The following is a 21,309-nucleotide window of genomic DNA, read 5'->3' on the forward strand; positions in this document are numbered from 1 at the left end:
ATGTTCGGATTATTTAATAAAAAAGAATCAGGTGAGCCATTGCCGGAATGGTTTGCAACGCTTGAAGAATCTAAAGAAAGGTGGTTTTTATTTTTAGAAAAACTTGAAATCAAAATAGAAGAACTGTGTACTGCCGCCATTCCTGAATTAAAAGAACTTCTGGCAACTGATGAGGATATATACAAAAGAACTTTTCACCATGTTTATTCGGGTGTAAATGGCCAGCTGCAAAATATAAGAGAAAAAGCAAGAGATACCTATGAGAATAAAATTACTGAAATGTATGAGAACATCAAGCCTGAGATTTCAGTTTTAAATCCACATTATAATTTATTGTCTGATTTCAGAACAGTTTGCTCCGAAAGATATCATAAGGATTTTGAGCAAAAATATGAGTATTGGCAAAATCAATTAGAAAAAACGCAGGAACGTGATCTCGAAATTGAATATAATAAAATAGTAACTGAGTTTGATGCCATTAAAAACAAGTTTAATTGTAAACAGTGTGGAGGAAATATTACTATTGAAAAGATATTTTTTATGACTACCTATATCACTTGTTCACACTGTCAGACACAAAACACATTTGACCCAAGCACCCAAGCCAGAATGCTGCAAAATTTTGCAAAAGAACTGGCAGAACAAAGGACATCACATTTGTATGAAATATATCTGACTGAAAACAATAAGGAAAGAGAACTATATCATGAAAGACATGAGTTAAGCCTGTCTACAATTCATGAAAAAGACAAAAAAGTTCTGGAACAAAAAAATATCCAAATGGATACTCTTGAAAAACAAAGAAAGGAAGTAATAAAAAACGCCCCAAAATTATATCACACCTATTTACGGGCAATGTATGATGAATGGAATAAAATTACACCAGATTTAAAAGAACATAATGAGAGAATGTACGAAAATCAAATAAATAATTAAAAGAAAAACAAATGTTTAAAAAACTTTTTGGCTTAGAAAACAACGAAGAGGTAAATGGAAATGAAAATAATCAATCTCAACTTTCAAATGAAGAAGATTTTGAAGATACATATGAGGAAACAGAATATGATCCTGAAACACTTCATGGTACTCATTATGACGTAGAAGATTTTGACGCAGAAGTTGAAAGAAGATCAGAAGCCTGGATTCAGGACGAGCGTGACAGTGGTGAAGAAATGGATGAAAAAGATGTAAAAAATACTTATACCAATTACAGAAGAGAAGTATATAAAGAATGGAATGATTGTGACAGCGATCAGATGATCCGTTTTGAAAATGCCAATTCCATGAAATATTCCGGAGTACAAACTTCCGGTTTCGTAAAAACAGACGATAATAATCCATATTTAGAACCTGTACATGGCATTTCGCTTAAAGAATATACGGCAATGTGTCTCAAAATAAGTGCCGGAGTAGAATACACAGCCGTTTGTAAAGCAATGGGTATTGAGCCTGCAATTTGGGAAGAATTAAATACGATCTGGCCTCAGCGTATGGGAGAAGACACCTCTTTTACCGTAACCACTCTGTTTGGTCAATATTATGCAGAGAATCCGGTAATTCCACAATTAGAAAACCTGCAGGCTGTAGTGTCTGAAGATGGAATCGTAAATCTTGAAAAACTAAAAACCGACCGTTATTTCTATGAAGAACTTGCGGGTGCAAGACAGGCAGCTTACGAATATGGGATCGACGGTGCTCAATGGATCCTTGATAATTACGGAATCAATCTTGCCGATTTCCAATCAGTAGCTATGCAGTGGCTGACGGAACAAAATCAAAACTGGAATTCTGAAGAAATTATGGAATTTTCGAATTACCAACAGGAAAAACAAAAAGAGTATGCAGAAAAATTTGCAGCAGAACAAGGCGGAAACATTGCTGATGATGTAACGTTCTAATACATTATAAATTAAATCTAAATCCGATTTGTGAAAACAGATCGGGTTTTTTATTTGAGATTATCGTTAACCAATTTTACTAAAACTAAGAAAATTTAAAATTCAAAGCAACCATTTAACAAAACTTACATCTAATAATTAAGCAATCGTTTTCGAACCAAAGTTTAATAATGTTAAGACAAAAAAATGAAAAAAATAGCTACTGTATTTATTACACTGCTTTTACTGTTATCTTGTGACAAGGATGACTCAGCTGAAAATTTATTAAATGGAAAATGGAATTGGGTAAGCTCTTCAGGCGGAATTGTGGGCAAAACAATGACACCCGCATCTGAAAATAAAACAATTGTCTTAGAGTTTTATAATTCTATCATGACAAAATATGAAAACGGCAATTTAATTTCGGAGGATTTTTTTTCGGTTGAAACACGAGAGTCAATAATGGGTGGCGAAAGAAAAATGATTATTACTGATAATTCAGAGGCTCAGTCTTTCGAAATCATAGATGACAAATTATATCTGAGTGATGAATGTTATGACTGCTACCAATACGAATATAAAAAGGTAAAATAAAGAATCAGGCAAATCATTTTTAGCAGATACTCTTCTTAGTTTATAATCCTCTATTATTTAGATTAAAATCGAAACGCATATCATAAACAACATCAGAGTTGCCGAAATCACTACAGAAAAATATAATAATTGAATCTGCTGAAGACGATTCTGAATTAACAGCAAATGTATACTATCAGGATTTTGACAGAATGCTTTCTTTATGAGAAAAATATAACACCGCTCTTTTTTGATTTAAAGACCGGAATCGCCGGCGAAATACTTCAAAAATTTTCTAATTTTCGGGTACGTTTAGCCATAATCGGAGATTTTGAAAAATTTAAAGACAAAAGTATTAAGGACTTTATCTTTGAAAGCAATAAAAACCGCCGGATTAATTTTGTAAATACTTTGAATGAAGGTTTAGAGAAACTTTCTAAATAGAATTGTTGTTATTGATAATTTACCTCTACCTCAGCCCCGATGGAAACGGTATCCTTTTTTGGTTTCGTTTTTTTTTAACGAGACCAAAAAAGATTTAGTGTACAGCGGGACAAGCCGTCTTTTGAAAATTTACTTTCTGCTGCAAAAAACTATCTAAAAATCTAAAATTCAGAATCTGTCTGATTCAACCCCTTAAAATGCCTTTTATACCCCTACCTATTGGTTTTTAGAACGTACATTTGTAATACTAACTTCTAAAATTCAAGATAATGAGTGCAGCTGATTTTACCACAACTTTAATAACAGACCATTCCTCATCGGAAGTTTTTAATGCCATTACGAATGTCCGTGGATGGTGGTCTGAAGAAATTGAAGGCAATACGGCGAAATTAAACGATGAGTTTAAATATCATTATGAAGATATACATCGTTGTAAAGTCAAATTGACAGAAGTGATTCCGAACCGGAAAATTGTCTGGCTGGTGGAAGAAAACTATTTTAAATTTACAGAAGACGAAACTGAATGGACAGGTACAAAACCTACATTTGAAATTACCGAAAAAGACGGTAAAACCGAATTGCGTTTTACACATTTTGGTTTGGTCCCTGATTACGAATGTTTTGATATTTGCAGGGATTCATGGACAAATTATATTCAAAATAGTTTGCGAAAGCTGATTACAACCGGTAAAGGCGAACCAAATGCTGCCGGAAAGCCCCAAACAGAAAATGAAAAAAAATTAAGCCCTGAGAAATAAAAAAATGAATTTTATCTGTACTTCCAAATTTCGAAGATGTATTACAGCCTGTCAGGAAATTCAAAAACACATAAAATTCAAAACTCATTCCAAACATTTACTTTCTAACCTTACCCAAATTCAAACAATTGTCCTTTTAAATTGTTAAAACCCAAAATACCAATCATAGTTGACACAGCAAAAAATCGTGTCACAAATTGACAATTCCAACGATATAAAATAACCTGAATTTTCATTTTTTTATGAAAAAATTGGGAAATGTTAATTTTAAAAATATTTCATTTTAACAGGAAATATTTCTCTTATGTTTGCGGTATAAATAACTAAAAATCATGAGTGAAATTACTTCTTATTGGTGGATTATCTTAATTTTATTTTCCATCATTTTTTACAAATTTGTATTACGCGTTTTCTTCGGAATGGTAATCGTTCCCGAAGATAAAATTGGTTTGGTCACCAAAAAATTCGTTTTGTTCGGCGCGGACAAATCACTTCCGGATGGCAGAATTATTGCTACAAAAGGCGAAGCCGGTTATCAGGCAAAAACACTGGCTCCCGGTTTATACTGGGGCATGTGGATCTGGCAATATACTGTTGACATGAGCGGCTTTACCATTATCCCGGAGGGAAAAATCGGACTCATATTGAGTAAAGACGGAAAGGAAATTCCAACCGGGCGAATCCTGGCCCGAAAAGTAGACAGCGACAACTTTCAGGATGCGACAGCTTTCTTAAACAATGGCGGTCAAAAAGGACGTCAGACCGCTTTTATTACCACAGGATCGTATCGTATTAACACGTTCTTATTTGAAATTGTAATTGCAGACCAGATCAAGATTTACGAAAACATGATTGGTATCGTAACAGCACTAGACGGCGAACCGATTCCTCAGGGACAAATTGCCGGTAAATTTGTAGAAGACCACAACAACTTTCAGGATTTTGATAAGTTCCTGGACAAAGGCGGAAACCGTGGTCTGCAGCCACAGGTAATGCTCGCAGGTTCCTACTACATCAATACATGGGGAATCCTGATTGAACAAAACCCAATGACCGATGTGCCTATCGGATATGTTGGAGTCGTGATTTCGTACATTGGAGAAGACGGACAAGACGTTACCGGCGACACTTTTAAACACGGAAACATTGTTTCAAAAGGACAGCGTGGTGTCTGGATGGAACCTCTGGGACCAGGGAAATATGCCCTTAATAAATACACGACGAAACTTGAAGCAGTTCCAACAACAAACCTGGTTCTGAACTGGGCGAATGCACGAAGCGAATCGCATGATTTAGACAAAAATCTTTCGACAATTACAGTACGTTCAAAAGATGGTTTCCCTTTTAATCTGGACGTAGCACAAATCATTCACGTTCCGGCTGCCGAAGCCCCAAAAGTAATTGCCCGTTTTGGAAGCATGAACAATCTGGTTTCTCAGGTTTTAGAACCAACGATTGGTAACTATTTCAGAAACTCGGCTCAGGACAGCGACGTTATTTCTTTCTTAACCACCAGAAAAGAACGTCAGGAATCGGCTAAAAATCATATCAAATTGGTATTGGACGAATACAATGTAAATGCTGTTGATACCTTGATTGGAGACATCGTACCGCCGGATTCCTTAATGAAAACATTAACCGACAGAAAACTGGCCGAAGAAGAGCAAAAAACATATCAGACCCAAAGAATGGCGCAGGAACAGCGTCAGGGAATGGAGAAAGAAACCGCGATTGCCGATATGCAGAAAGAAATTGTTCGTGCCTCACAAAGTGTTGAAATTGCACAGCGTACTGCCGATGCAACCGTAAAAAAAGCCGAGGGTGATGCAACCAGCTTAAAACTGAATGTAAACGCCGAAGCCGAAGCAACAAAAATGCGTGCCAATGCCGAAGCGGAAGCGACAAAAGCCAGAGCCGGAGCACAAGCCGAAGCCACCAAACTAAATGCCAGTGCTGAAGCTGAAAGGATTTCGAAAACCGGTTTGGCCGAAGCGGAAAAAATTATGGCTATTGGTAAATCTACAGCCGAATCATACCAACTGCAGGTAAGCGCAATGGGCGGTGACAATTTTACCCGATACAAAGTCACCGAAGAAATTGGTAAAGGAAACATCAAGGTAATCCCGGATGTTTTAATCTCCGGAAACGGTGGTTCTGACGGTTCAATCAGTGGTTTGCTAGGTTTAAAACTAATGGAAATGATGGATACCCCGGACAGTAAAAAATCTAAAAAAGAATAACATTTTTTTTCAATCCTAAATCCGATTTGTGTAAGCAGATCGGATTTTTTTATGGCATGCCCCGCAGAAAAAGCGGGTCGGGCTATCCGCTAAATCTTTTGCTCCGTTTCTCTTCACAAAAGGATATCGCTGCTATCCCTCATGCGACTCGTTTTCATACAAGAACTTTTAGGATACAACAATAGCAAAACCATCGAATTTACACACCCGTGAGTGCAAAAAATATCCTACAAATAAAAAGTCCGTTTGATGATTTGTAGAATAAATAATTTTATATTTGAAAGTAAATAAACACTGATATTTGTCAGACATAGCTACCAAATTTAGGAGTAATAAGTCGGACATCGTCAGACCTATATACTAGTTAGCCACAATTTAAATCAACATTATCAAAAAATGGATACATACATTCAAACAGGTTTAGGGATTTTAGTTTCTGTCTTACTTTTTTTAGTTGGTTATAGACAAACAATTGGAGCAAGAAAAGAAAGAATTAAATCTGCAAATGAAAAATTATTAGAAACAATTTTAAGGAGAATTATACTTGAAAAATATATTCCAAAGAAAGATGATATAATTAGACTTATTGAAGGTAAAGCTAGGGATTATAAAGTTAAGCATAAAGACCTTTTGAGTGTTGATCAAATTTTAAATACTATATATACCCGAATCTTTGAAAACGACTTGATTTCACAAGAACAAAGAGATGAAAATATAGAACGATTATCGTCCCTCTTCATTGTCGACAAAAAAGAAATAAAACAAGATATTGAGCAAACATTTGAAAAATCCAAAGACAAAACAAGAAAAGTTTTTAACCTCCTTGTTTTAACACTAGGTCTTCTCTCTTCAATAATAGGAGTTTCAGTTGTATCATTTGACAAACTTGTCAAATTTGACTCAACATTAAATTCAAATATCCTATTAACAATGATTGGTAGTTTAATAGCAACGTTTACCGTTTATTTATTTTTAAAATTTAAAGATAATCAAGAAAGCAGTGATGAAAATGACTTACCAAGAAATCCATTTAGAGATTTTGTTAAATTTGAAAAAGAAGTAGTTACTCAATTAAAAAAACTTAATATCGAAACTATCATTCCAAACGGAAAAGATGATGGTTATGATTTGATTGCGTTAATTAATAATGAAAAAGTTGCAATTGAAATTAAATATTGGAAACAAAGACCTCCTTTTTCATATATCAGACAAATTGTTGCCCGATTACAATCATCAATGGAAAAGTCAGGAATTAAAAAAGGCTATGTTGTAACAAGCGATTCGTTCGGGATAGGTGAAAAATTAAAGCTAGAAGATAACATCCAAATATTGTCTTTAAGCGAACTAAAAGACATAATTAGAAAAAGATAAACTGTAGCTAACACACGCTACAAGCTATATTAAAACCAAAAAACATGATAACCAAAGAATTAGAAGAATACTGCAAGGAAAAAGAAGGACAACTTAAAAAGATAAAAGACATACGTGTCGATAATATTTATTCAGCCAAAACTGAATATTTTAGAGACAATGCAGACATTGACTATTCAAGAGTCTTATACTCATCTTCTTGCAGAAGACTTCAAGGCAAGATGCAATTATTGATTCCTAAAAGTCAAGTTTTTTATAGAAATAGATTGACTCACAGTCTTGAAGTAGCACAATTTGCTAAAACAATTAGCAAAAGATTAAAATTAAAAGATATTATTACAGTACAAACGTGTTCTCTTGCTCATGATATTGGAAATCCTCCTTTTGGGCATGCTGGAGAAGTTTTTCTTAGTAAGGTTTGTGATACAAATCCTTATGAAGGAAATGCACAAACATTCAGAATTTTAAATACTTTAGAAGAACGCCATCATGATTTTAACGGCTTAAATTTAACAATCCGAACAATGTTAGGCGTTGTAAAATATTTAAAACCTGAAAAAGAAATTGGAAAGGACGAAAATGGAAATGATTGTGAAATAAAAAACAAAAAATTTTTATATCAACAAGATTATGAATTAGTTCAAAGTTGGCTTGAATCTCATAATATAAATCATAAAACTATTGATTGTGAAATAATGGATTTATCTGATGAGATTGCTTACGCAATTCATGATTTAGAAGATGCGTTAAGGCTTAGATATTTCACTATTGATGAATTATTATATGAATTCTCAATACGAAGTGAATACAAAGATGTAATATTGGAATTTAAAAAATTTAATGTACTTGCTAGAAAATTTGCTGAACAAGCTCATGCTCACAAAACTTCTGAAGAATATGCTATGCTTTATCGAAAAGAACTTACTTCTATTTTAGCAAATGCATTTGTTAGAGATGTTGATTTAGTAAATGGTAAATTAGGTTATAATTCTTTAGGTTTATTAGTAAGTGGATTGAAGAAACTTACATTTGAAGCAATAAAAAGACAACCAGATATTATAGAATATGAACAATTAGGTAAACATGTTCTAACAAAACTCTATGGACTTTACACTGATCAGGATTACAATAGAGATATGGTTCTCTTACCTGCAAATTATAGAAGCATATCAAAATGGGAACGTAAAGTTCAGGATTATATTGGAGGAATGATGGATATTTATGCTGTTCAACAATATGAAAAATACTTTGGGAAATTAGAGGGGAAAGGTATTTACTTCAAATAAATACAGCTGCTAACACACACTACAAGCAATTTGGGTATTAGGCTTAATGGGAAGTTGGTTTTGTATTTGGATGATTTGCTTCGCCTGTTCTTTATCTCTTGGGTGGCAAATCCGAAAATAGGACTTAATTTAGTCCCAAACCCGCTGTAATACCAGAACGTTGTAGGCAATGCTAACGCAGAATCAAGAATTTAACGCAATTATTCTAATTGAACTAAAATGAGCAATAACTTTTTTTCTAACTTATTTCTTTGGTTATCATTAATAATTTTACCAGAAATGGTCTTTTCTCAATCAACTGAATTTACTATTCAAGATGTAAAATTTGAAAGTCAAGGCATCACTCTTGCAGGTTCAATTTTAAAACCTAAAAATCCATTTGCAGCAGTCGTAATTGTTCACGGTTCTGACCCAGTAAAAAGAGAAATGGAGTTCGCAAAACGTCTTGCTAAAGAAGGTATTGCTGTATTGACATATGACAAACGTGGAGTTGGAGAATCTGGTGGTGTGTATGTTGGGCCATCTGTTGGTACGAATAATATTGACACTACTAATCTTAATTTATTATCCAGCGACGCAAATGAGGCAGTAAAAACATTTCGAACCTATTTGAAAGACAAAAAAACACCAATTGGGTTAGTTGGCTTCAGTCAAGCAGGATGGATAATTCCAATTACTGCAAGCAAAAATCCACAAATTGAATTTATGGTTTTATTTAGTTGTCCTACGATAACAACTTTAGAACAACTTCGATTTCAATTTTATACGAACGGAAATAATAAATTTTGGGAAAATCATACAGATGCAGATGCTCGCGATCATACTAAAAATGACCCAGACAAGTATCAATTCGTAGCGACTGACCCAAAAATTTCTTTGAATACTCTTTCAATTCCTGGACTTTGGCTTTTTGGAGAGAAGGATATACAAATTCCTGTAAAATTGTGCATAGAGCAATTAAATACATTTAAAGTTCAAGGCAAACATTTTGAATATACTTTATTTCCAACATTAGGACACAATACTGCATTTGACAGTGATACAACACCTTTTGAAATTTCAATTCAGTGGATAAAGCAGAAAACGCTAAACAATAAAAAGCCTAAAAAAACAAAATAAAGCACTGCCTACAACAGCCGTTTCACGCAATTGCGATTTTTGTGGTAAGTTCATATTCACGTTTCGCAAGAAGTTTTATCTTTAACAGAAAATAATCAGTTCCGAAGTTCGCAACTGCATGAAGTGGCGAAACGTTGCCTACAAGCTAAAAAAAACTATGTTTTCAGAAATTTCCAAATTCTTTAAAACTGAATACCCACTGAATGAACACGGATTGGAGGAGCTATTTTCTTTATTTAAAGTAGATAATTATGATAAAGGAAGTTTAATACTAAAAGCAGATACTAAGGAAAATAAACTCAGATTTCTTAATAAGGGTTTAGTTAGAGAATATTACTCTAATCAGGAAAAAGAAATAAATATCAATTTTTATGTAAAACCTCAGTTTATATCTGACTTATTATCTTTTAGTCAAAACTCTAACACCAGAAAAAACCAGGAATGTCTTACTGATATACAAGTTTTAAGCATAGAACGACATTCTTTCTTTGATTTGCTAGAAAAATACGAATGTGGAAAATCCATTGTTGAATCCTCTTTTAAAAAGTTATTAAAGCAAAAGGAAATGTTAGACTTTAATCGGATGACCAAAACACCTGATGAACTTTACAAAGAGTTATGTATATACAAACCTGAGTGGCTTCAGTTAATTCCTCAATATCATATTGCCTCTTACATAAATATAACACCAGAAACACTAAGCAGAATAAGAAAACGTACTTCTTGATTTGAATCAATGAAAATTAAGTTTATAAAATAGAGATTTGCATAAATATTTATACTATGTTGAAAATCCATCAAATCAGGAATGCAACAATAATTCTTGAAACGGAAAAAGAGGTTATTTTAATTGACCCGATGCTAGGAAAACAAGGAATTATGCCAAGTTTTACACTTTTTAGACATAAAGCCAGAAGAAACCCTACCGTTCCACTGCCTAAAAACATCAATTTAATACTTGAAAAAGTCACTCATTGTTTAATAACACATCAGCATCCTGACCACATAGACAGTAAAGCAATGCAATTCCTGACCCAAAAAAACATTCCTGTTACTTGTAGCCTAAAAGATGAAAAGGCATTTAAGAAAAGAGGCTTAAATGTTGTTCAAACATTAAAATATTGGGAAAAACAAGCTTTTTTAGGAGGTACTATTGAAGGCATCCCAGCCAAACACGGGTATGGATTTGTTTCTAAATTAATGGGAAATGTAATTGGTTTTTTTATCAAACTTCCTAATCAAAAATCAATCTACCTGACTTCAGACACCATATACACGGATTCAGTTGACGAAGTACTGTATAATTACAAACCAGAAATTAGTGTTTTGGCTTGTGGGGCTGCTCAATTCGATATTTTCAAGCAACTAATTATGAATGTCGATGATATAATAAAATTTGTAAGAAACTCATCCGGAAAAGTTATTGCAAACCATATGGAATCCATAAATCATTGCCCCTTGACTCGGGAGGAATTAAAAATCATATTAACAAATAACGAATTAATAGATAAAGTTTTTATCCCTGAAGATGGAGAAATACTAGAAATAGCCAGTAGGTAACAGCGTGTATGCCCAACGGCAGGGAAAGTGCCAGCCTGAAAGTTTTGGAATTTCAGCTATCTAAGTGCTTAACCAAAAGATAAGAGTATGAAATCCGCCACTGGGCATACACGCAAACGGTTAGTAACAAGTTAAAAACGACAACAACTTATATGAAATTTTTAAATCATTTTTTTTGGAAAAAACTAAAGACAGAAATTTGCTTTCGGATTCATTTTACTTATCTGTTAAAGGAGTGATTGAGGAAATAGATAATATGGACTCAGAAATTAGTGATGATCTATTTTATGAGATAATTTCTAAAAAGAATATAACTCAATTTGAAGCAAACGAAATTTATATTTTTTTACCGATAGCTTTTGCTCAACTTTGGGTATCGAAAGCAAATTGGCATGAAGAATACAATGAAATACTTCCAAACAAAAAAGAAGTATCGAAAAGATACGATGAAACTGAATCCTTTCAATTAATAATTAAAATAGTCAAAGATTATTTTGAAAATAAACCTTCAGGAAATACTATAATCCAAATTGGTGGAAGAAGTGCGGAAATTAATGCAATAAATAAATTGTTATTAGAAGGTGGAAAACTTGAAAATGTTAAAATGACAAAAACAACAATAATAAGATAGCCTGCCACTAACAGCTGCTACAACAGATTTTGGCAATTGGCTTAATGGAAAGTCGGTTTGTATTTGTGAGATTTGGCAAATCCGAATAATGAGCTTAATTTGGTGCCAGAACGTTAGTGTCATTGTAAAGGCTGATCAAATAGACATAACTAAAAACTGAAATAGAAATTAGCACGAAATGAAAATAATTGAAATCACTTTTGACGACTTTACAATTACGACAGACAAATCAAAAATGGATATTATTGCAATCCACGACTTTCTGTCAAAATATTCAGGCTGGAGTGACAATATTCCTTTTGACAGAGTAAAGACTTCTATTGACAATTCCCTAAACTTCGGACTATTTCATAACGACAAACAAATTGGGTTTGCAAGAATCATATCGGACTTTTCGACTATTGCATATTTAGGCGACATTTATGTTTTGGACAATTATCGTGGACAGGGGCTTTCAAAAAGACTAATGGACGCTGTAATTGAACACCCAAATTTACAAGGGTTAAGACGCTGGATTTTATTGACATCGACAGCAGATTGGCTTTATGAAAAGTATGGCTTTACTAAATTACCCAAACCAGAATTATATATGGAATTATTTGATCCAAATGTTTATAAAACAGACATACAAAAAACCTGACAAATAAATTAACAATAAAAACAACGAACTGCTAACTGGTTTGACAATCTGGCGGCCGAAGTACTAAATTCAACAGCAGTTTTTCAATTGAACTTTTGTGCAAAACTGAACATTTGTACTTCGATTCCGTCACATCGTCAAGCCGAAAACCGTTAGCAGAAATCCTAAAGAAACGAAACTAAAAAAAATTAAGAATAATGGAAGAAAACAGCAAAAATCATTGGGAAACTGTTTATGAAACAAAAAATCCAAACGAAGTAAGTTGGACTCAGGAAATTCCGAAAACTTCATTAGATTTTATAAAATCGTTTGATTTAACAAAAAAATCAAAAATTATTGATATTGGTGGCGGAGATAGTAAACTTGTAGATTTTCTAATCGAAGAAGGTTTTGAGAATATAACTGTTTTAGATATTTCTGCAAAAGCAATCGAAAAAGCGAAAGCAAGATTAGGGATAAATGCAGAAAAAGTAAATTGGATTGTAAGCGATATAACAGAATTTGAACCAAATGAAACTTTTGAAGTTTGGCACGACAGAGCAACTTTTCATTTCTTGACGAGTGAAGAGCAAATTCAAAAATATATGGAAATTGCAAGAAAATCAGTTTCAGGATATTTAACTGTTGGGACATTTTCTGAAAACGGACCAAAAAAGTGTAGCGGTTTAGACATAAAACAATATAGTGAAGAAACATTAACCGCCGAAATGGAAAATGGATTTGAAAAAATAAGATGTGTAACTGAAGACCATACAACTCCTTTTGAAACAAAACAGAATTTTATTTTTTGTAGTTTTAAACGACAATTAAACTAACCTAAAGACTACCTGTCAACACTTGTTACTAGTGATTTGGGCAATTGGCTTAATTTGAAAATGGTTTTTGTATTTGGGATGATTTGCTTCGCCTGTTCGCTATGGCTCGGTGGCAAATCCGAAGAATGAGCTTAATTTAGTCCCAAACCCGCGTAGTACCAGAACGTTGCAGAAATTCAAACAAAAAAATGAGGAAACTAAAAATACTATTTATTTTATCAATTACATTAATTTCTTGTAATTCCAAAACTAGAAATTATGAAAAATTAATTCTTGGAGATTGGGAAAAAGTTATTGAACAAACTCACATTTCTGAAAATAGTGAGCTTGTAAAATTACCACCACCACGACAAAATAGAAATGGGAATATTGGGTATTATTTTGCTGAAAGCGGAGTTTTTGAAAACAAACTTGGTTATTTTGGTAAAAATAAAAAAGACAATGACGGCAGAGTAAAAAATCAATTTTTGGGTACACAAACTAAATATAAAATAGCAAATGACAGTTTAGAAACTTATGATTTAACGGTCAATAAATGGGTAAATGTGAAAATTGATAAATTGACAAAAGATTCTTTAATACTAGAATTTAAAGACAAATCAAAAGAAAAATTTATTAAAAGAAATTATAACACTGCCAAAGTCCGCTCTTTTGATAAAATTATTATTTCTACTTCGGGATGTTATGGTTCTTGTCCCGTGACTGATATTATTATTTCAAAATCTGGAGAAATAATTTATAACGGAGAGATGTATATTAATAAAAAAGGGCTTTTTAAAGCAAAAATTAGCAAGGAAGATTTTTTAAAAATCGAAACTGACTTTAAAAAAGCAAACTACATTAATTTAAAAGATGAATATATTGCAAATCATACCGATGATATGACATTGACAGTAACCTTTATTGAAAACAATCAGATTATAAAAACAATAACTGATTACGGAAGTGAATCACCTACAGAATTAAAATGGGCAGTTTTGCCAATAATTTTTCTAAATCAAAAAATTAGACTTGAGCGAATTGAAAATTCAAAATCATATATTGATTTTGGTTTCGGAGATTTTGAAAAAGGAAATAAAATTTGTGAATTAACTAAATCTGAATGTTTCTATTTATCCAACTTGCTACAAAATTGCAAAGAAGAAAAAGTAAACTTTAAATCAAAATATACAATTAGTTATTGGTCAAACGATAATAAGAAAAAAGTTGAAACTGATGGTCAATATTATAAATTCCAGATTGAAAAAGATAAATTTATTACATTAAATCTTGGTTTTAATTTTTTAGAAAAAAACAATTTGCTAAAAAGATTAAGAAATAAAACTGAATACGAATAAATGAACTCCTGCCAACAGCTACTACAACGGATTTGGGCATTAGGCTTAATGAAAAATTGTTTTTCATTTGGGATGATTTGGCAAATCCGAATAGTGGCTTAATTTAGTACCAAACCCGCTGTAGTACCAGAACGTCAGGCAACATTCAAATGAACGACAACCAACAAATATCCGAAAGAAAATACGCAGCCAGTCTAGCTCGAAAATATTTTAGTGGAGAAATCTCTAAAGATGAAATATTAAGTAGCTTTCCGGATTACGAAAAAGATTTTAAGATACGACTTCTTTACAATCACATCATCGGAAAACCTAAGAAAGGCTGGTTTTTAGGAGTCTCAAAAGAAAAATTTGAAAAATTTATAGTAGAAGCATATGAAATAATTGAGGATTTAGAAACTGATAAATTGAGATTTAAAACAATGAAAACGCTTTTTAAACAATTATGGTTACAATCTAATGAATGTACAGAACCAATTGAAAATATAGGAATTCATATTTTTGAAGTTTGTAAAATGACCTCTAATTCTAGAAGTGAAATTATGAGATACTTAAATTTATTAATTGAGAAAAATTACATTATAAAAATATCCGATGAACCATATCTTTATGAATTTACTGAAAGTGGAAAAACGATAAAAACGGATTCAGAAATTGAAGATATAATAATGAACATTGCATAACAGCTCCTACAACGGATTTGGGCAATTGGCTTAACGGAAAGCTGGTTTTCTATTTGGGTGATTTGGCAAATCCGAAAATAGAGCTTAATTTAGTCTCAAACCCGCTGCAGTACCAGAACGTTAGCGGTAATTTTACAAAAACAGCACTGAACCCGCTGTAGTACCAGAACGTTAGGTAATAGCTAAAAAAAAGCAACTCAATAAAAATGGAAAATTTATACAATAAAAAACATTTTGAAGAACACGCTGAATGGATTGATGATCATTTGTCAAAATTTTACTCTGATGAAGAAGTTTTTGTTTTTCACGAAATAATGTCACTAGATTTTCATTTAGATGTTTATTTCATTAAATCAGAAAAGCACTCATTCAATATTTTGTTAACTTCAGGGATGAGCTTAATGGAAATGACTTTAAGTGATAATATTGAAGACAGAAACGACTTGAAGTTTGCTGAATTAATGCTACTACTACCAAAAGAAATTGAATTTGGAGAAATTCATAATGGAGAAAATAAAAATGATTGGATTATATCTATGCTAAAACAAACCGCACGTTTTCCACATCATTATGAAACTTGGCTAGAAATTGGGCACACTATTCAAGCAACAGAAGATTTTGATACCTATGATGAAAAAACAGGGTTTGTCGGGTCTATAATTTTACCATCTGTTACATTTGGAGAGGATTTCACTGAAATAGAAATGGATGGACAAAAAATTAATTTATACAGTCTATTTCCATTATATAAAAATGAAATAGAATATAAAATCAAAAATGGTTACGATAATTTTTTGGATTTATTAATTAAATCAAATCCTAAAGAAATTCTTGATATAAATCGCCAGTCAATATTACCTCCAAAAAAAAGATGGAATATATTCAACAACAATTAAATCAAAAAATAGCCATTGCCTAACAGCCACTACAACGGATTTGGCTCTTAGATTTAATGAAAAGTTGGTTTTATATTCGAGATGATTTGCTTCGCCTGTTCGCTATCGCTCGGGTGGTAAATCCGAAGAATGGGCTTAATTTAGTGCCAAACCCGCTGTAGTACCAGAATGTTATGTGTAACCTTATGACGACAACAAAACAGACAATTATAAAATGAAAAAAGCAGTAATAGTAGCATTTGACAAGTTCACTGACATCGATATTTTTTTAGCATGGGAACAGAGAAAGAGCTGAAAGAATGATTAAAGAAAATTTAATGACCGAATTTGGACAAAAATTAATTGACGTAGCAAAAGCATCAGGAAAATGGGAACCGGCAGATACAAAAAAATAGGCCTGCAAGCGATGTTGTTCTGTACTTCAAAAATACCTTTTATAATAAAAAAGACAGATCACACTTAATCAGATAAGTTTGATTTTCTTAACTTTACCGGATGAAAGAAAAAGAAATACGAATGGTTTCGGAGTTCAACAACGAACTAAAACTAAAAGGTTTTAAAGCATTTCAAATAGAAGACGACAGTAATGCGACGAGAACATATAACCGAAAAGACTTTTTTAAAATCTGCCTGACAACCGGTAAGAGCAAGATTCATTATGCGGACAGAAGTTTTGAAACCGAAGGCACTATTTTATTTTTTGGAAATCCGCATATTCCCTATTCATGGGAAACTTTATCCAAAACATATGTAGGCTATACTTGTCTTTTTTCAGAAGAATTTTTAAAGCATACAGAACGTTCCGAAAGTTTACATCAATCTCCATTTTTTAAAATTGGAGGTACTCCTGTTTTAAAAATCAATGAAGAACAGCGGTTATTCCTGAATACTATTTTTAAAAAAATAATTGAGGAACAAAAAAGTGATTATACTTTTAAGGATGAACTCATTAGAAACTACATCAACCTGATCATTCATGAAGCATTAAAGTTACAGCCATCCGAAAACTATGAAAAACACAACAATGCAGCTTCGCGAATTACATCTGTTTTTCTTGAATTATTAGAAAGACAATTTCCCATTGAAACCACTGACCATCCATTACAGCTAAAAACAGCACAAGATTACGCTCAAAATCTAAATGTACATGCCAATTACTTAAACCGTTCCGTAAAAGAAGTCACAGGAAAATCTACCACTACACATATCAGTGAACGAATTATAACTGAGGCTAAAGCATTATTACAACATACCGACTGGAACATTGCAGAAATTGCTTATTCACTGGGCTTCGAATATCCTACGTACTTCAACAATTTCTTCAAAAAACTTACAGGTACCAATCCAAAGGCTTTGCGGGAAACCGAGGTTTGAATTTCTTAACTTTTGGCTTGATAATATTTAATTTTAACGGTGCTTGCTGAAATACCTTTGTACTTTTATTAAATTCAATTACAATGCAAATTACTGAAGAACAAAATACCTCAAATCAGAATAGGAAAAGCATTTTTGACCGGATGAAAGCCGGTGAATTATTTCCCCTGGATGATCCTGAATATCCTAAGGTACTCGAAGTCGTTAATCGGACCATAGCATTATCTGCAGTACTCAACACATCTACTAATACTGATCAGATAAGGGCACGACTGAGTGAGATTATCGGTTCTCCAATAGATAACAGCACAACTATATTTGCACCTTTCTACACCAATTTTGGAAAATTCATCAAAATAGGTAAAAATGTTTTCATAAATCATGCTTGTACTTTTTTGGATATGGGTGGAATTACAATTGAAGACAATGTATTAATCGGGCCAAAAGTCAACCTTATTACAGAAAACCATCCTCTAAACCCAGCCGACAGAAATGCACTGATAACTAAACCTATAATTATTAAAAAGAATGCCTGGATTGGTGCTGCAGCCACAGTTTTACCCGGAGTAACCATTGGAGAAAATTCAGTAATTGCAGCAGGCGCAGTTGTTTCGAAAGATATTCCTGATAATGTGGTAGCAGGCGGAGTTCCGGCAAAAATTATAAAAACAATTTAAAAAAATAACAATGGCAACAGAAAATAGTACTTCAATTTTTTCAAAAGGAAATCCTTTACCAAATGAATGGTTTACCGGTAATGCCTTTTTATCTCCATTGATAGCAAAAGATAAAAACCACGATTTCTCAGCGGGTGCTGTAACATTTGAGCCCGGTGCAAGAACCAATTGGCATACACATCCCAAAGGTCAGGCTTTGCTGGTAATAGAAGGCAACGGATTGTATCAGGAAAAAGACAAACCCGCACAGCCAATTAAAAAAGGTGATGTAGTGAATATTCCTGAAAATATTGAGCATTGGCATGGAGCATCTGCAAATAGTAAAATGATACATATTGCAATCACAAATTTTAAAGATGATGTTCAGGTAACCTGGCTTCAGCCTGTATCTGAACAAGATTATGCGGAAGCAAACAAAATTGCAGAGGATTAACTTCATAAAATCACAAGACACTTAACAACAAACATTTCAAAAAATTATGTTTATAGCTGTTCATCCTAAATTACCAATGCGTGATAAAAATGCAACCAAAGATTTTTACCTAAACAAATTAGGTTTTCAAGAGTTTGGAAATGCTGATTATGATTTTTATTTAATGGTTCAAAAAGACAAAATACAAATTCACTTCTTTGAATTTAAAGAGCTTAATCCAAAAGAAAATTATGGGCAGGTTTACATCAGAATTGATAATATCGACGAACTATATCAGCGGTTATTAGACAAAAAAATTGATATTCATCCTGCCGGACATCTCGAAGTGAAACATTGGGGGCAAAAAGAATTTTCATTGCTTGATCCCGACAATAATTTGATAACATTCGGCCAAAGTATATTTTAGAAAATAATTATACTCAGAAAAATATCCCTCAACAAATGACAATCGAAAAATTCAAACCATTTGACGGACAACATTGCGAAACTACAGCAACAGGAACTTTATTGCGACAACTCGATATTGAACTTTCTGAACCTATGCTTTTTGGTTTAGGTGAAGGTCTTGGTTTTATTTTCTGGAATATGAAAACGATGAATTTTCCTTTCATAGGCGGACGAATAAAACCTGACGCACTAACAGAAAACATTGCAAAAAATTTAAATCTCGAATTGACTGTCAAGGAAACTGCATCTCAGCAAAAAGCATGGAACAATGTAAAAGAACTTTTGGACAATGGCCAGGCTGTAGGTTTAAAACTGGACTGTTTTTATCTTGAATATTTTTCAAAACCTTTTCATTTTGCAGGACACTATACTGCTATTTATGGGTACGATACTGAGTTTGCATTTTTAACAGATACAAAACAACAAGGCGGAAAAGTAAAAACTTCTTTAAAAAGTTTAGCGTTGGCCAGAGCTGAAAAAGGGCCTATGTCATCAAAGAATCTGTATTACACGCTCCGTAAAACAAATAAGGAGCCTGATTTGAAAAAAGCAATTGTGACTGCCATTAAAAATAATGCAGCTGAATATCTGAATCCACCAATAAAAAATATTGGATATAAAGGAATTTTAAAGACCAGTACTGAAATTATTAAATGGTTTAAAACGAGCAAGGATATTCAAACCGAATTCGAAACAAGTGCAATGCTTATGGAAAAAGCAGGAACCGGCGGATCATTATTCAGAAATTTATATCGTGATTTTCTAAAAGAATCTTATGGCTTACTTAAACTTGACCAGTTAAAACAAGGGCACGAAGCTTTTATTGAAATCGCAAAGCTTTGGAAAACTGTTTCAGAATTATTTGAGCAAGTAAGCGGGACGAAAGACTTTCAATATATTCTGCAAGCATCTGAAATTTTAAAAATAATCTCAGAAAAGGAGAAAAAAGCCATGGAAATATTAATCACACTTTAGTCTATTCATTCTTTATTAAGATCTTGTAAAAAATCCAATAGTAAAACATTAAAAATCAACATTCTAATAAATTTCAAAAAGTATTAAAAGAAAAAATCAAATTGAATTTAAATAAATTTACTTATTATAAGTTAACTTACTATATTTGCACTTATAAAAATTTAAATTCAATAAAACATGTGGACGAAATCTCACTCAATCGTAACAAAAGATGTTACAAAAGAACAAATGTGGAAACTTTTTACTGATGTAAATAATTGGCATACCTGGGATGAAGGAATTGAATTTGCCAAATTGGAAGGAAAATTCGAAAAAGGAAATTTCTTTACTTTACGGCCAAAAGGCGGACCGAATGTAAAAGTTGAATTACTTGAAACAATTGAAAACAAAATGTTTCTCGACGTCACAAAATTTCCATTAGCTAAAATGTATGATGAGCATACGTTTGAAGAAACGCCACAAGGACTTAAAATTACAAACACAATTACTGTAACAGGAATTTTAGGCTTTTTATGGCGTAAAATTGTTGCTCAGAAAATTGTAGATGCTTTACCGGCAGATATGCAACAACAAATAAAATCAGCCAAAAACTTATGAAATCAAATGATAATACATTTAGTGTAGAAAAAGCCGAAGACAGTTCCGGCTTTTTATTATGGCAAGTAACAAACCTTTGGCAAAGAGAAATTAAAAAATCATTAGAACCTTTTGACCTGACACATTCACAATTTGTTTTAATGGCCAGCATTCATTGGCTGACTTTGCACAAACAGGATGTCACACAAATTTTATTATCATCTCATACCAAAATTGATCCAATGACAACTTCAACCGTTTTGAGAACTCTGCAGACTAAAGGTCTTTTACAACGCAGGGAACATGTAACAGACACAAGAGCTAAAACTGTTGAACTTACCGATAAAGGAAAAAAAATCATTAAAGAGGCTGTAAAAACAGTTGAAACTTTTGATAAAACGTTTTTTGCTGCACTCGGAGACAAAACACAGCTCTTTAATCAACAATTATTAACTTTACTTGAGCAGAAAAAATAAAAAACCGTTATATAGATTTAAACAAATTCATAATAAATAGTAAAATATTATACTTAACAAGCCAATAATCCAAGACACTATTTCATCAAAAAAAGACTTTAATTTCATAACTTAGTTTTTCTTT

At 32.7% G+C, this 21,309-nt stretch carries 23 protein-coding genes and 1 pseudogene; all 24 read left to right on the forward strand.

The genetic code is table 11. From position 1 onward, the window contains the following. The 24 genes and pseudogenes from ACEN92_RS07705 to ACEN92_RS07820 all read left to right on the forward strand — a co-directional run bounded on the left by ACEN92_RS07705 (position 1) and on the right by ACEN92_RS07820 (position 21,185). Positions 1 to 936 carry a hypothetical protein gene (locus tag ACEN92_RS07705; RefSeq protein ID WP_495641791.1) on the forward strand — a complete coding sequence of 312 codons (936 nt, stop codon included), beginning with the start codon at positions 1 to 3 and terminating at the stop codon, positions 934 to 936. 11 nt (positions 937 to 947) lie between these two features. Next, positions 948 to 1,898: a DUF6620 family protein gene (locus tag ACEN92_RS07710; RefSeq protein WP_495641792.1), complete on the forward strand. Its 951-nt coding sequence runs from the start codon at positions 948 to 950 to the stop codon at positions 1,896 to 1,898. A gap of 186 nt (positions 1,899 to 2,084) precedes the next feature. Further along, positions 2,085 to 2,471 carry a hypothetical protein gene (locus ACEN92_RS07715; RefSeq protein ID WP_495641793.1) on the forward strand — a complete coding sequence of 129 codons (387 nt, stop codon included), beginning with the start codon at positions 2,085 to 2,087 and terminating at the stop codon, positions 2,469 to 2,471. A gap of 165 nt (positions 2,472 to 2,636) precedes the next feature. Then, positions 2,637 to 2,894 (forward strand): DUF4180 domain-containing protein, encoded by a 258-nt coding sequence (locus ACEN92_RS07720; RefSeq protein ID WP_495641794.1) that lies wholly within the window; start codon positions 2,637 to 2,639, stop codon positions 2,892 to 2,894. Positions 2,895 to 3,163: 269 nt separating this feature from the next. After that, positions 3,164 to 3,652, forward strand: a complete 489-nt coding sequence (locus tag ACEN92_RS07725) for an SRPBCC family protein (protein WP_495641795.1) — start codon at positions 3,164 to 3,166, stop codon at positions 3,650 to 3,652. Positions 3,653 to 3,984: 332 nt separating this feature from the next. Then, positions 3,985 to 5,892 carry an SPFH domain-containing protein gene (locus tag ACEN92_RS07730; protein ID WP_495641796.1) on the forward strand — a complete coding sequence of 636 codons (1,908 nt, stop codon included), beginning with the start codon at positions 3,985 to 3,987 and terminating at the stop codon, positions 5,890 to 5,892. Positions 5,893 to 6,288: 396 nt separating this feature from the next. Then, complete coding sequence (locus tag ACEN92_RS07735; RefSeq protein ID WP_495641797.1) at positions 6,289 to 7,263, forward strand: restriction endonuclease; 975 nt, start codon at positions 6,289 to 6,291, stop codon at positions 7,261 to 7,263. A gap of 44 nt (positions 7,264 to 7,307) precedes the next feature. Continuing rightward, on the forward strand, positions 7,308 to 8,549 hold the full coding sequence (gene dgt / locus ACEN92_RS07740; protein ID WP_495641798.1) for a dGTP triphosphohydrolase: 1,242 nt from the start codon (positions 7,308 to 7,310) through the stop codon (positions 8,547 to 8,549). Positions 8,550 to 8,768: 219 nt separating this feature from the next. Next, entirely contained in the window at positions 8,769 to 9,668 is a 900-nt protein-coding gene (locus ACEN92_RS07745; RefSeq protein WP_495641799.1) for an alpha/beta hydrolase family protein, read from the forward strand. A 157-nt stretch (positions 9,669 to 9,825) separates the two neighbouring features. Further along, a complete protein-coding gene (locus ACEN92_RS07750; RefSeq protein ID WP_495641800.1) occupies positions 9,826 to 10,395 on the forward strand; it encodes a Crp/Fnr family transcriptional regulator in 570 nt (189 codons plus the stop codon). Between the two features lie 56 nt (positions 10,396 to 10,451). Next, positions 10,452 to 11,228 (forward strand): MBL fold metallo-hydrolase, encoded by a 777-nt coding sequence (locus tag ACEN92_RS07755; RefSeq protein WP_495641801.1) that lies wholly within the window; start codon positions 10,452 to 10,454, stop codon positions 11,226 to 11,228. Between the two features lie 175 nt (positions 11,229 to 11,403). Beyond that, positions 11,404 to 11,859 carry a hypothetical protein gene (locus ACEN92_RS07760; RefSeq protein ID WP_495641802.1) on the forward strand — a complete coding sequence of 152 codons (456 nt, stop codon included), beginning with the start codon at positions 11,404 to 11,406 and terminating at the stop codon, positions 11,857 to 11,859. Positions 11,860 to 12,037: 178 nt separating this feature from the next. Next, on the forward strand, positions 12,038 to 12,499 hold the full coding sequence (locus tag ACEN92_RS07765; RefSeq protein WP_495641803.1) for a GNAT family N-acetyltransferase: 462 nt from the start codon (positions 12,038 to 12,040) through the stop codon (positions 12,497 to 12,499). 197 nt (positions 12,500 to 12,696) lie between these two features. Continuing rightward, complete coding sequence (locus ACEN92_RS07770) at positions 12,697 to 13,314, forward strand: class I SAM-dependent methyltransferase (protein WP_495641804.1); 618 nt, start codon at positions 12,697 to 12,699, stop codon at positions 13,312 to 13,314. Between the two features lie 188 nt (positions 13,315 to 13,502). Then, positions 13,503 to 14,651: a DUF6438 domain-containing protein gene (locus ACEN92_RS07775; RefSeq protein ID WP_495641805.1), complete on the forward strand. Its 1,149-nt coding sequence runs from the start codon at positions 13,503 to 13,505 to the stop codon at positions 14,649 to 14,651. A 149-nt stretch (positions 14,652 to 14,800) separates the two neighbouring features. Next, the gene (locus tag ACEN92_RS07780) at positions 14,801 to 15,331 is read left to right on the forward strand and encodes a hypothetical protein (protein ID WP_495641806.1); all 531 of its coding nucleotides are present in this window, start codon (positions 14,801 to 14,803) and stop codon (positions 15,329 to 15,331) included. 206 nt (positions 15,332 to 15,537) lie between these two features. Continuing rightward, on the forward strand, positions 15,538 to 16,227 hold the full coding sequence (locus tag ACEN92_RS07785; RefSeq protein WP_495641807.1) for a suppressor of fused domain protein: 690 nt from the start codon (positions 15,538 to 15,540) through the stop codon (positions 16,225 to 16,227). A 495-nt stretch (positions 16,228 to 16,722) separates the two neighbouring features. Next, positions 16,723 to 17,601, forward strand: a complete 879-nt coding sequence (locus ACEN92_RS07790; RefSeq protein WP_495641808.1) for a helix-turn-helix domain-containing protein — start codon at positions 16,723 to 16,725, stop codon at positions 17,599 to 17,601. Between the two features lie 83 nt (positions 17,602 to 17,684). Further along, complete coding sequence (locus tag ACEN92_RS07795) at positions 17,685 to 18,278, forward strand: sugar O-acetyltransferase (protein WP_495641809.1); 594 nt, start codon at positions 17,685 to 17,687, stop codon at positions 18,276 to 18,278. Between the two features lie 10 nt (positions 18,279 to 18,288). Beyond that, positions 18,289 to 18,711 carry a (R)-mandelonitrile lyase gene (locus ACEN92_RS07800; protein ID WP_495641810.1) on the forward strand — a complete coding sequence of 141 codons (423 nt, stop codon included), beginning with the start codon at positions 18,289 to 18,291 and terminating at the stop codon, positions 18,709 to 18,711. 40 nt (positions 18,712 to 18,751) lie between these two features. Next, positions 18,752 to 19,117: pseudogene (locus ACEN92_RS07805) on the forward strand (bleomycin resistance protein); the annotation flags it as partial. Between the two features lie 35 nt (positions 19,118 to 19,152). Further along, a complete protein-coding gene (locus ACEN92_RS07810) occupies positions 19,153 to 20,133 on the forward strand; it encodes a BtrH N-terminal domain-containing protein (RefSeq protein ID WP_495641811.1) in 981 nt (326 codons plus the stop codon). Positions 20,134 to 20,310: 177 nt separating this feature from the next. Beyond that, entirely contained in the window at positions 20,311 to 20,730 is a 420-nt protein-coding gene (locus ACEN92_RS07815) for an SRPBCC family protein (protein ID WP_495641812.1), read from the forward strand. Continuing rightward, on the forward strand, positions 20,727 to 21,185 hold the full coding sequence (locus ACEN92_RS07820) for a MarR family winged helix-turn-helix transcriptional regulator (RefSeq protein ID WP_495641813.1): 459 nt from the start codon (positions 20,727 to 20,729) through the stop codon (positions 21,183 to 21,185). Before ACEN92_RS07815 ends, ACEN92_RS07820 begins: the two co-directional genes overlap by 4 nt. The last annotated feature ends 124 nt before the right edge of the window (positions 21,186 to 21,309 follow it).

The organism is Flavobacterium sp. Flavsp81, from assembly GCF_059491325.1.

Bases quoted from the DNA above. Each gene is read 5' to 3' on its own strand.
- ACEN92_RS07730 (WP_495641796.1), top strand. From the start codon at position 3,985: ATGAGTGAAATTACTTCTTATTGGTGGATTATCTTAATTTTATTTTCC.
- ACEN92_RS07775 (WP_495641805.1), top strand. From the start codon at position 13,503: ATGAGGAAACTAAAAATACTATTTATTTTATCAATTACATTAATTTCT.
- ACEN92_RS07800 (WP_495641810.1), top strand. From the start codon at position 18,289: ATGGCAACAGAAAATAGTACTTCAATTTTTTCAAAAGGAAATCCTTTA.
- ACEN92_RS07765 (WP_495641803.1), top strand. From the start codon at position 12,038: ATGAAAATAATTGAAATCACTTTTGACGACTTTACAATTACGACAGAC.
- dgt (WP_495641798.1), top strand. From the start codon at position 7,308: ATGATAACCAAAGAATTAGAAGAATACTGCAAGGAAAAAGAAGGACAA.
- ACEN92_RS07735 (WP_495641797.1), top strand. From the start codon at position 6,289: ATGGATACATACATTCAAACAGGTTTAGGGATTTTAGTTTCTGTCTTA.
- ACEN92_RS07790 (WP_495641808.1), top strand. From the start codon at position 16,723: ATGAAAGAAAAAGAAATACGAATGGTTTCGGAGTTCAACAACGAACTA.
- ACEN92_RS07785 (WP_495641807.1), top strand. From the start codon at position 15,538: ATGGAAAATTTATACAATAAAAAACATTTTGAAGAACACGCTGAATGG.
- ACEN92_RS07720 (WP_495641794.1), top strand. From the start codon at position 2,637: ATGTATACTATCAGGATTTTGACAGAATGCTTTCTTTATGAGAAAAAT.
- ACEN92_RS07745 (WP_495641799.1), top strand. From the start codon at position 8,769: ATGAGCAATAACTTTTTTTCTAACTTATTTCTTTGGTTATCATTAATA.
- ACEN92_RS07810 (WP_495641811.1), top strand. From the start codon at position 19,153: ATGACAATCGAAAAATTCAAACCATTTGACGGACAACATTGCGAAACT.
- ACEN92_RS07820 (WP_495641813.1), top strand. From the start codon at position 20,727: ATGAAATCAAATGATAATACATTTAGTGTAGAAAAAGCCGAAGACAGT.
- ACEN92_RS07815 (WP_495641812.1), top strand. From the start codon at position 20,311: ATGTGGACGAAATCTCACTCAATCGTAACAAAAGATGTTACAAAAGAA.
- ACEN92_RS07770 (WP_495641804.1), top strand. From the start codon at position 12,697: ATGGAAGAAAACAGCAAAAATCATTGGGAAACTGTTTATGAAACAAAA.
- ACEN92_RS07750 (WP_495641800.1), top strand. From the start codon at position 9,826: ATGTTTTCAGAAATTTCCAAATTCTTTAAAACTGAATACCCACTGAAT.
- ACEN92_RS07780 (WP_495641806.1), top strand. From the start codon at position 14,801: ATGAACGACAACCAACAAATATCCGAAAGAAAATACGCAGCCAGTCTA.
- ACEN92_RS07795 (WP_495641809.1), top strand. From the start codon at position 17,685: ATGCAAATTACTGAAGAACAAAATACCTCAAATCAGAATAGGAAAAGC.
- ACEN92_RS07755 (WP_495641801.1), top strand. From the start codon at position 10,452: ATGTTGAAAATCCATCAAATCAGGAATGCAACAATAATTCTTGAAACG.
- ACEN92_RS07725 (WP_495641795.1), top strand. From the start codon at position 3,164: ATGAGTGCAGCTGATTTTACCACAACTTTAATAACAGACCATTCCTCA.
- ACEN92_RS07705 (WP_495641791.1), top strand. From the start codon at position 1: ATGTTCGGATTATTTAATAAAAAAGAATCAGGTGAGCCATTGCCGGAA.
- ACEN92_RS07715 (WP_495641793.1), top strand. From the start codon at position 2,085: ATGAAAAAAATAGCTACTGTATTTATTACACTGCTTTTACTGTTATCT.
- ACEN92_RS07710 (WP_495641792.1), top strand. From the start codon at position 948: ATGTTTAAAAAACTTTTTGGCTTAGAAAACAACGAAGAGGTAAATGGA.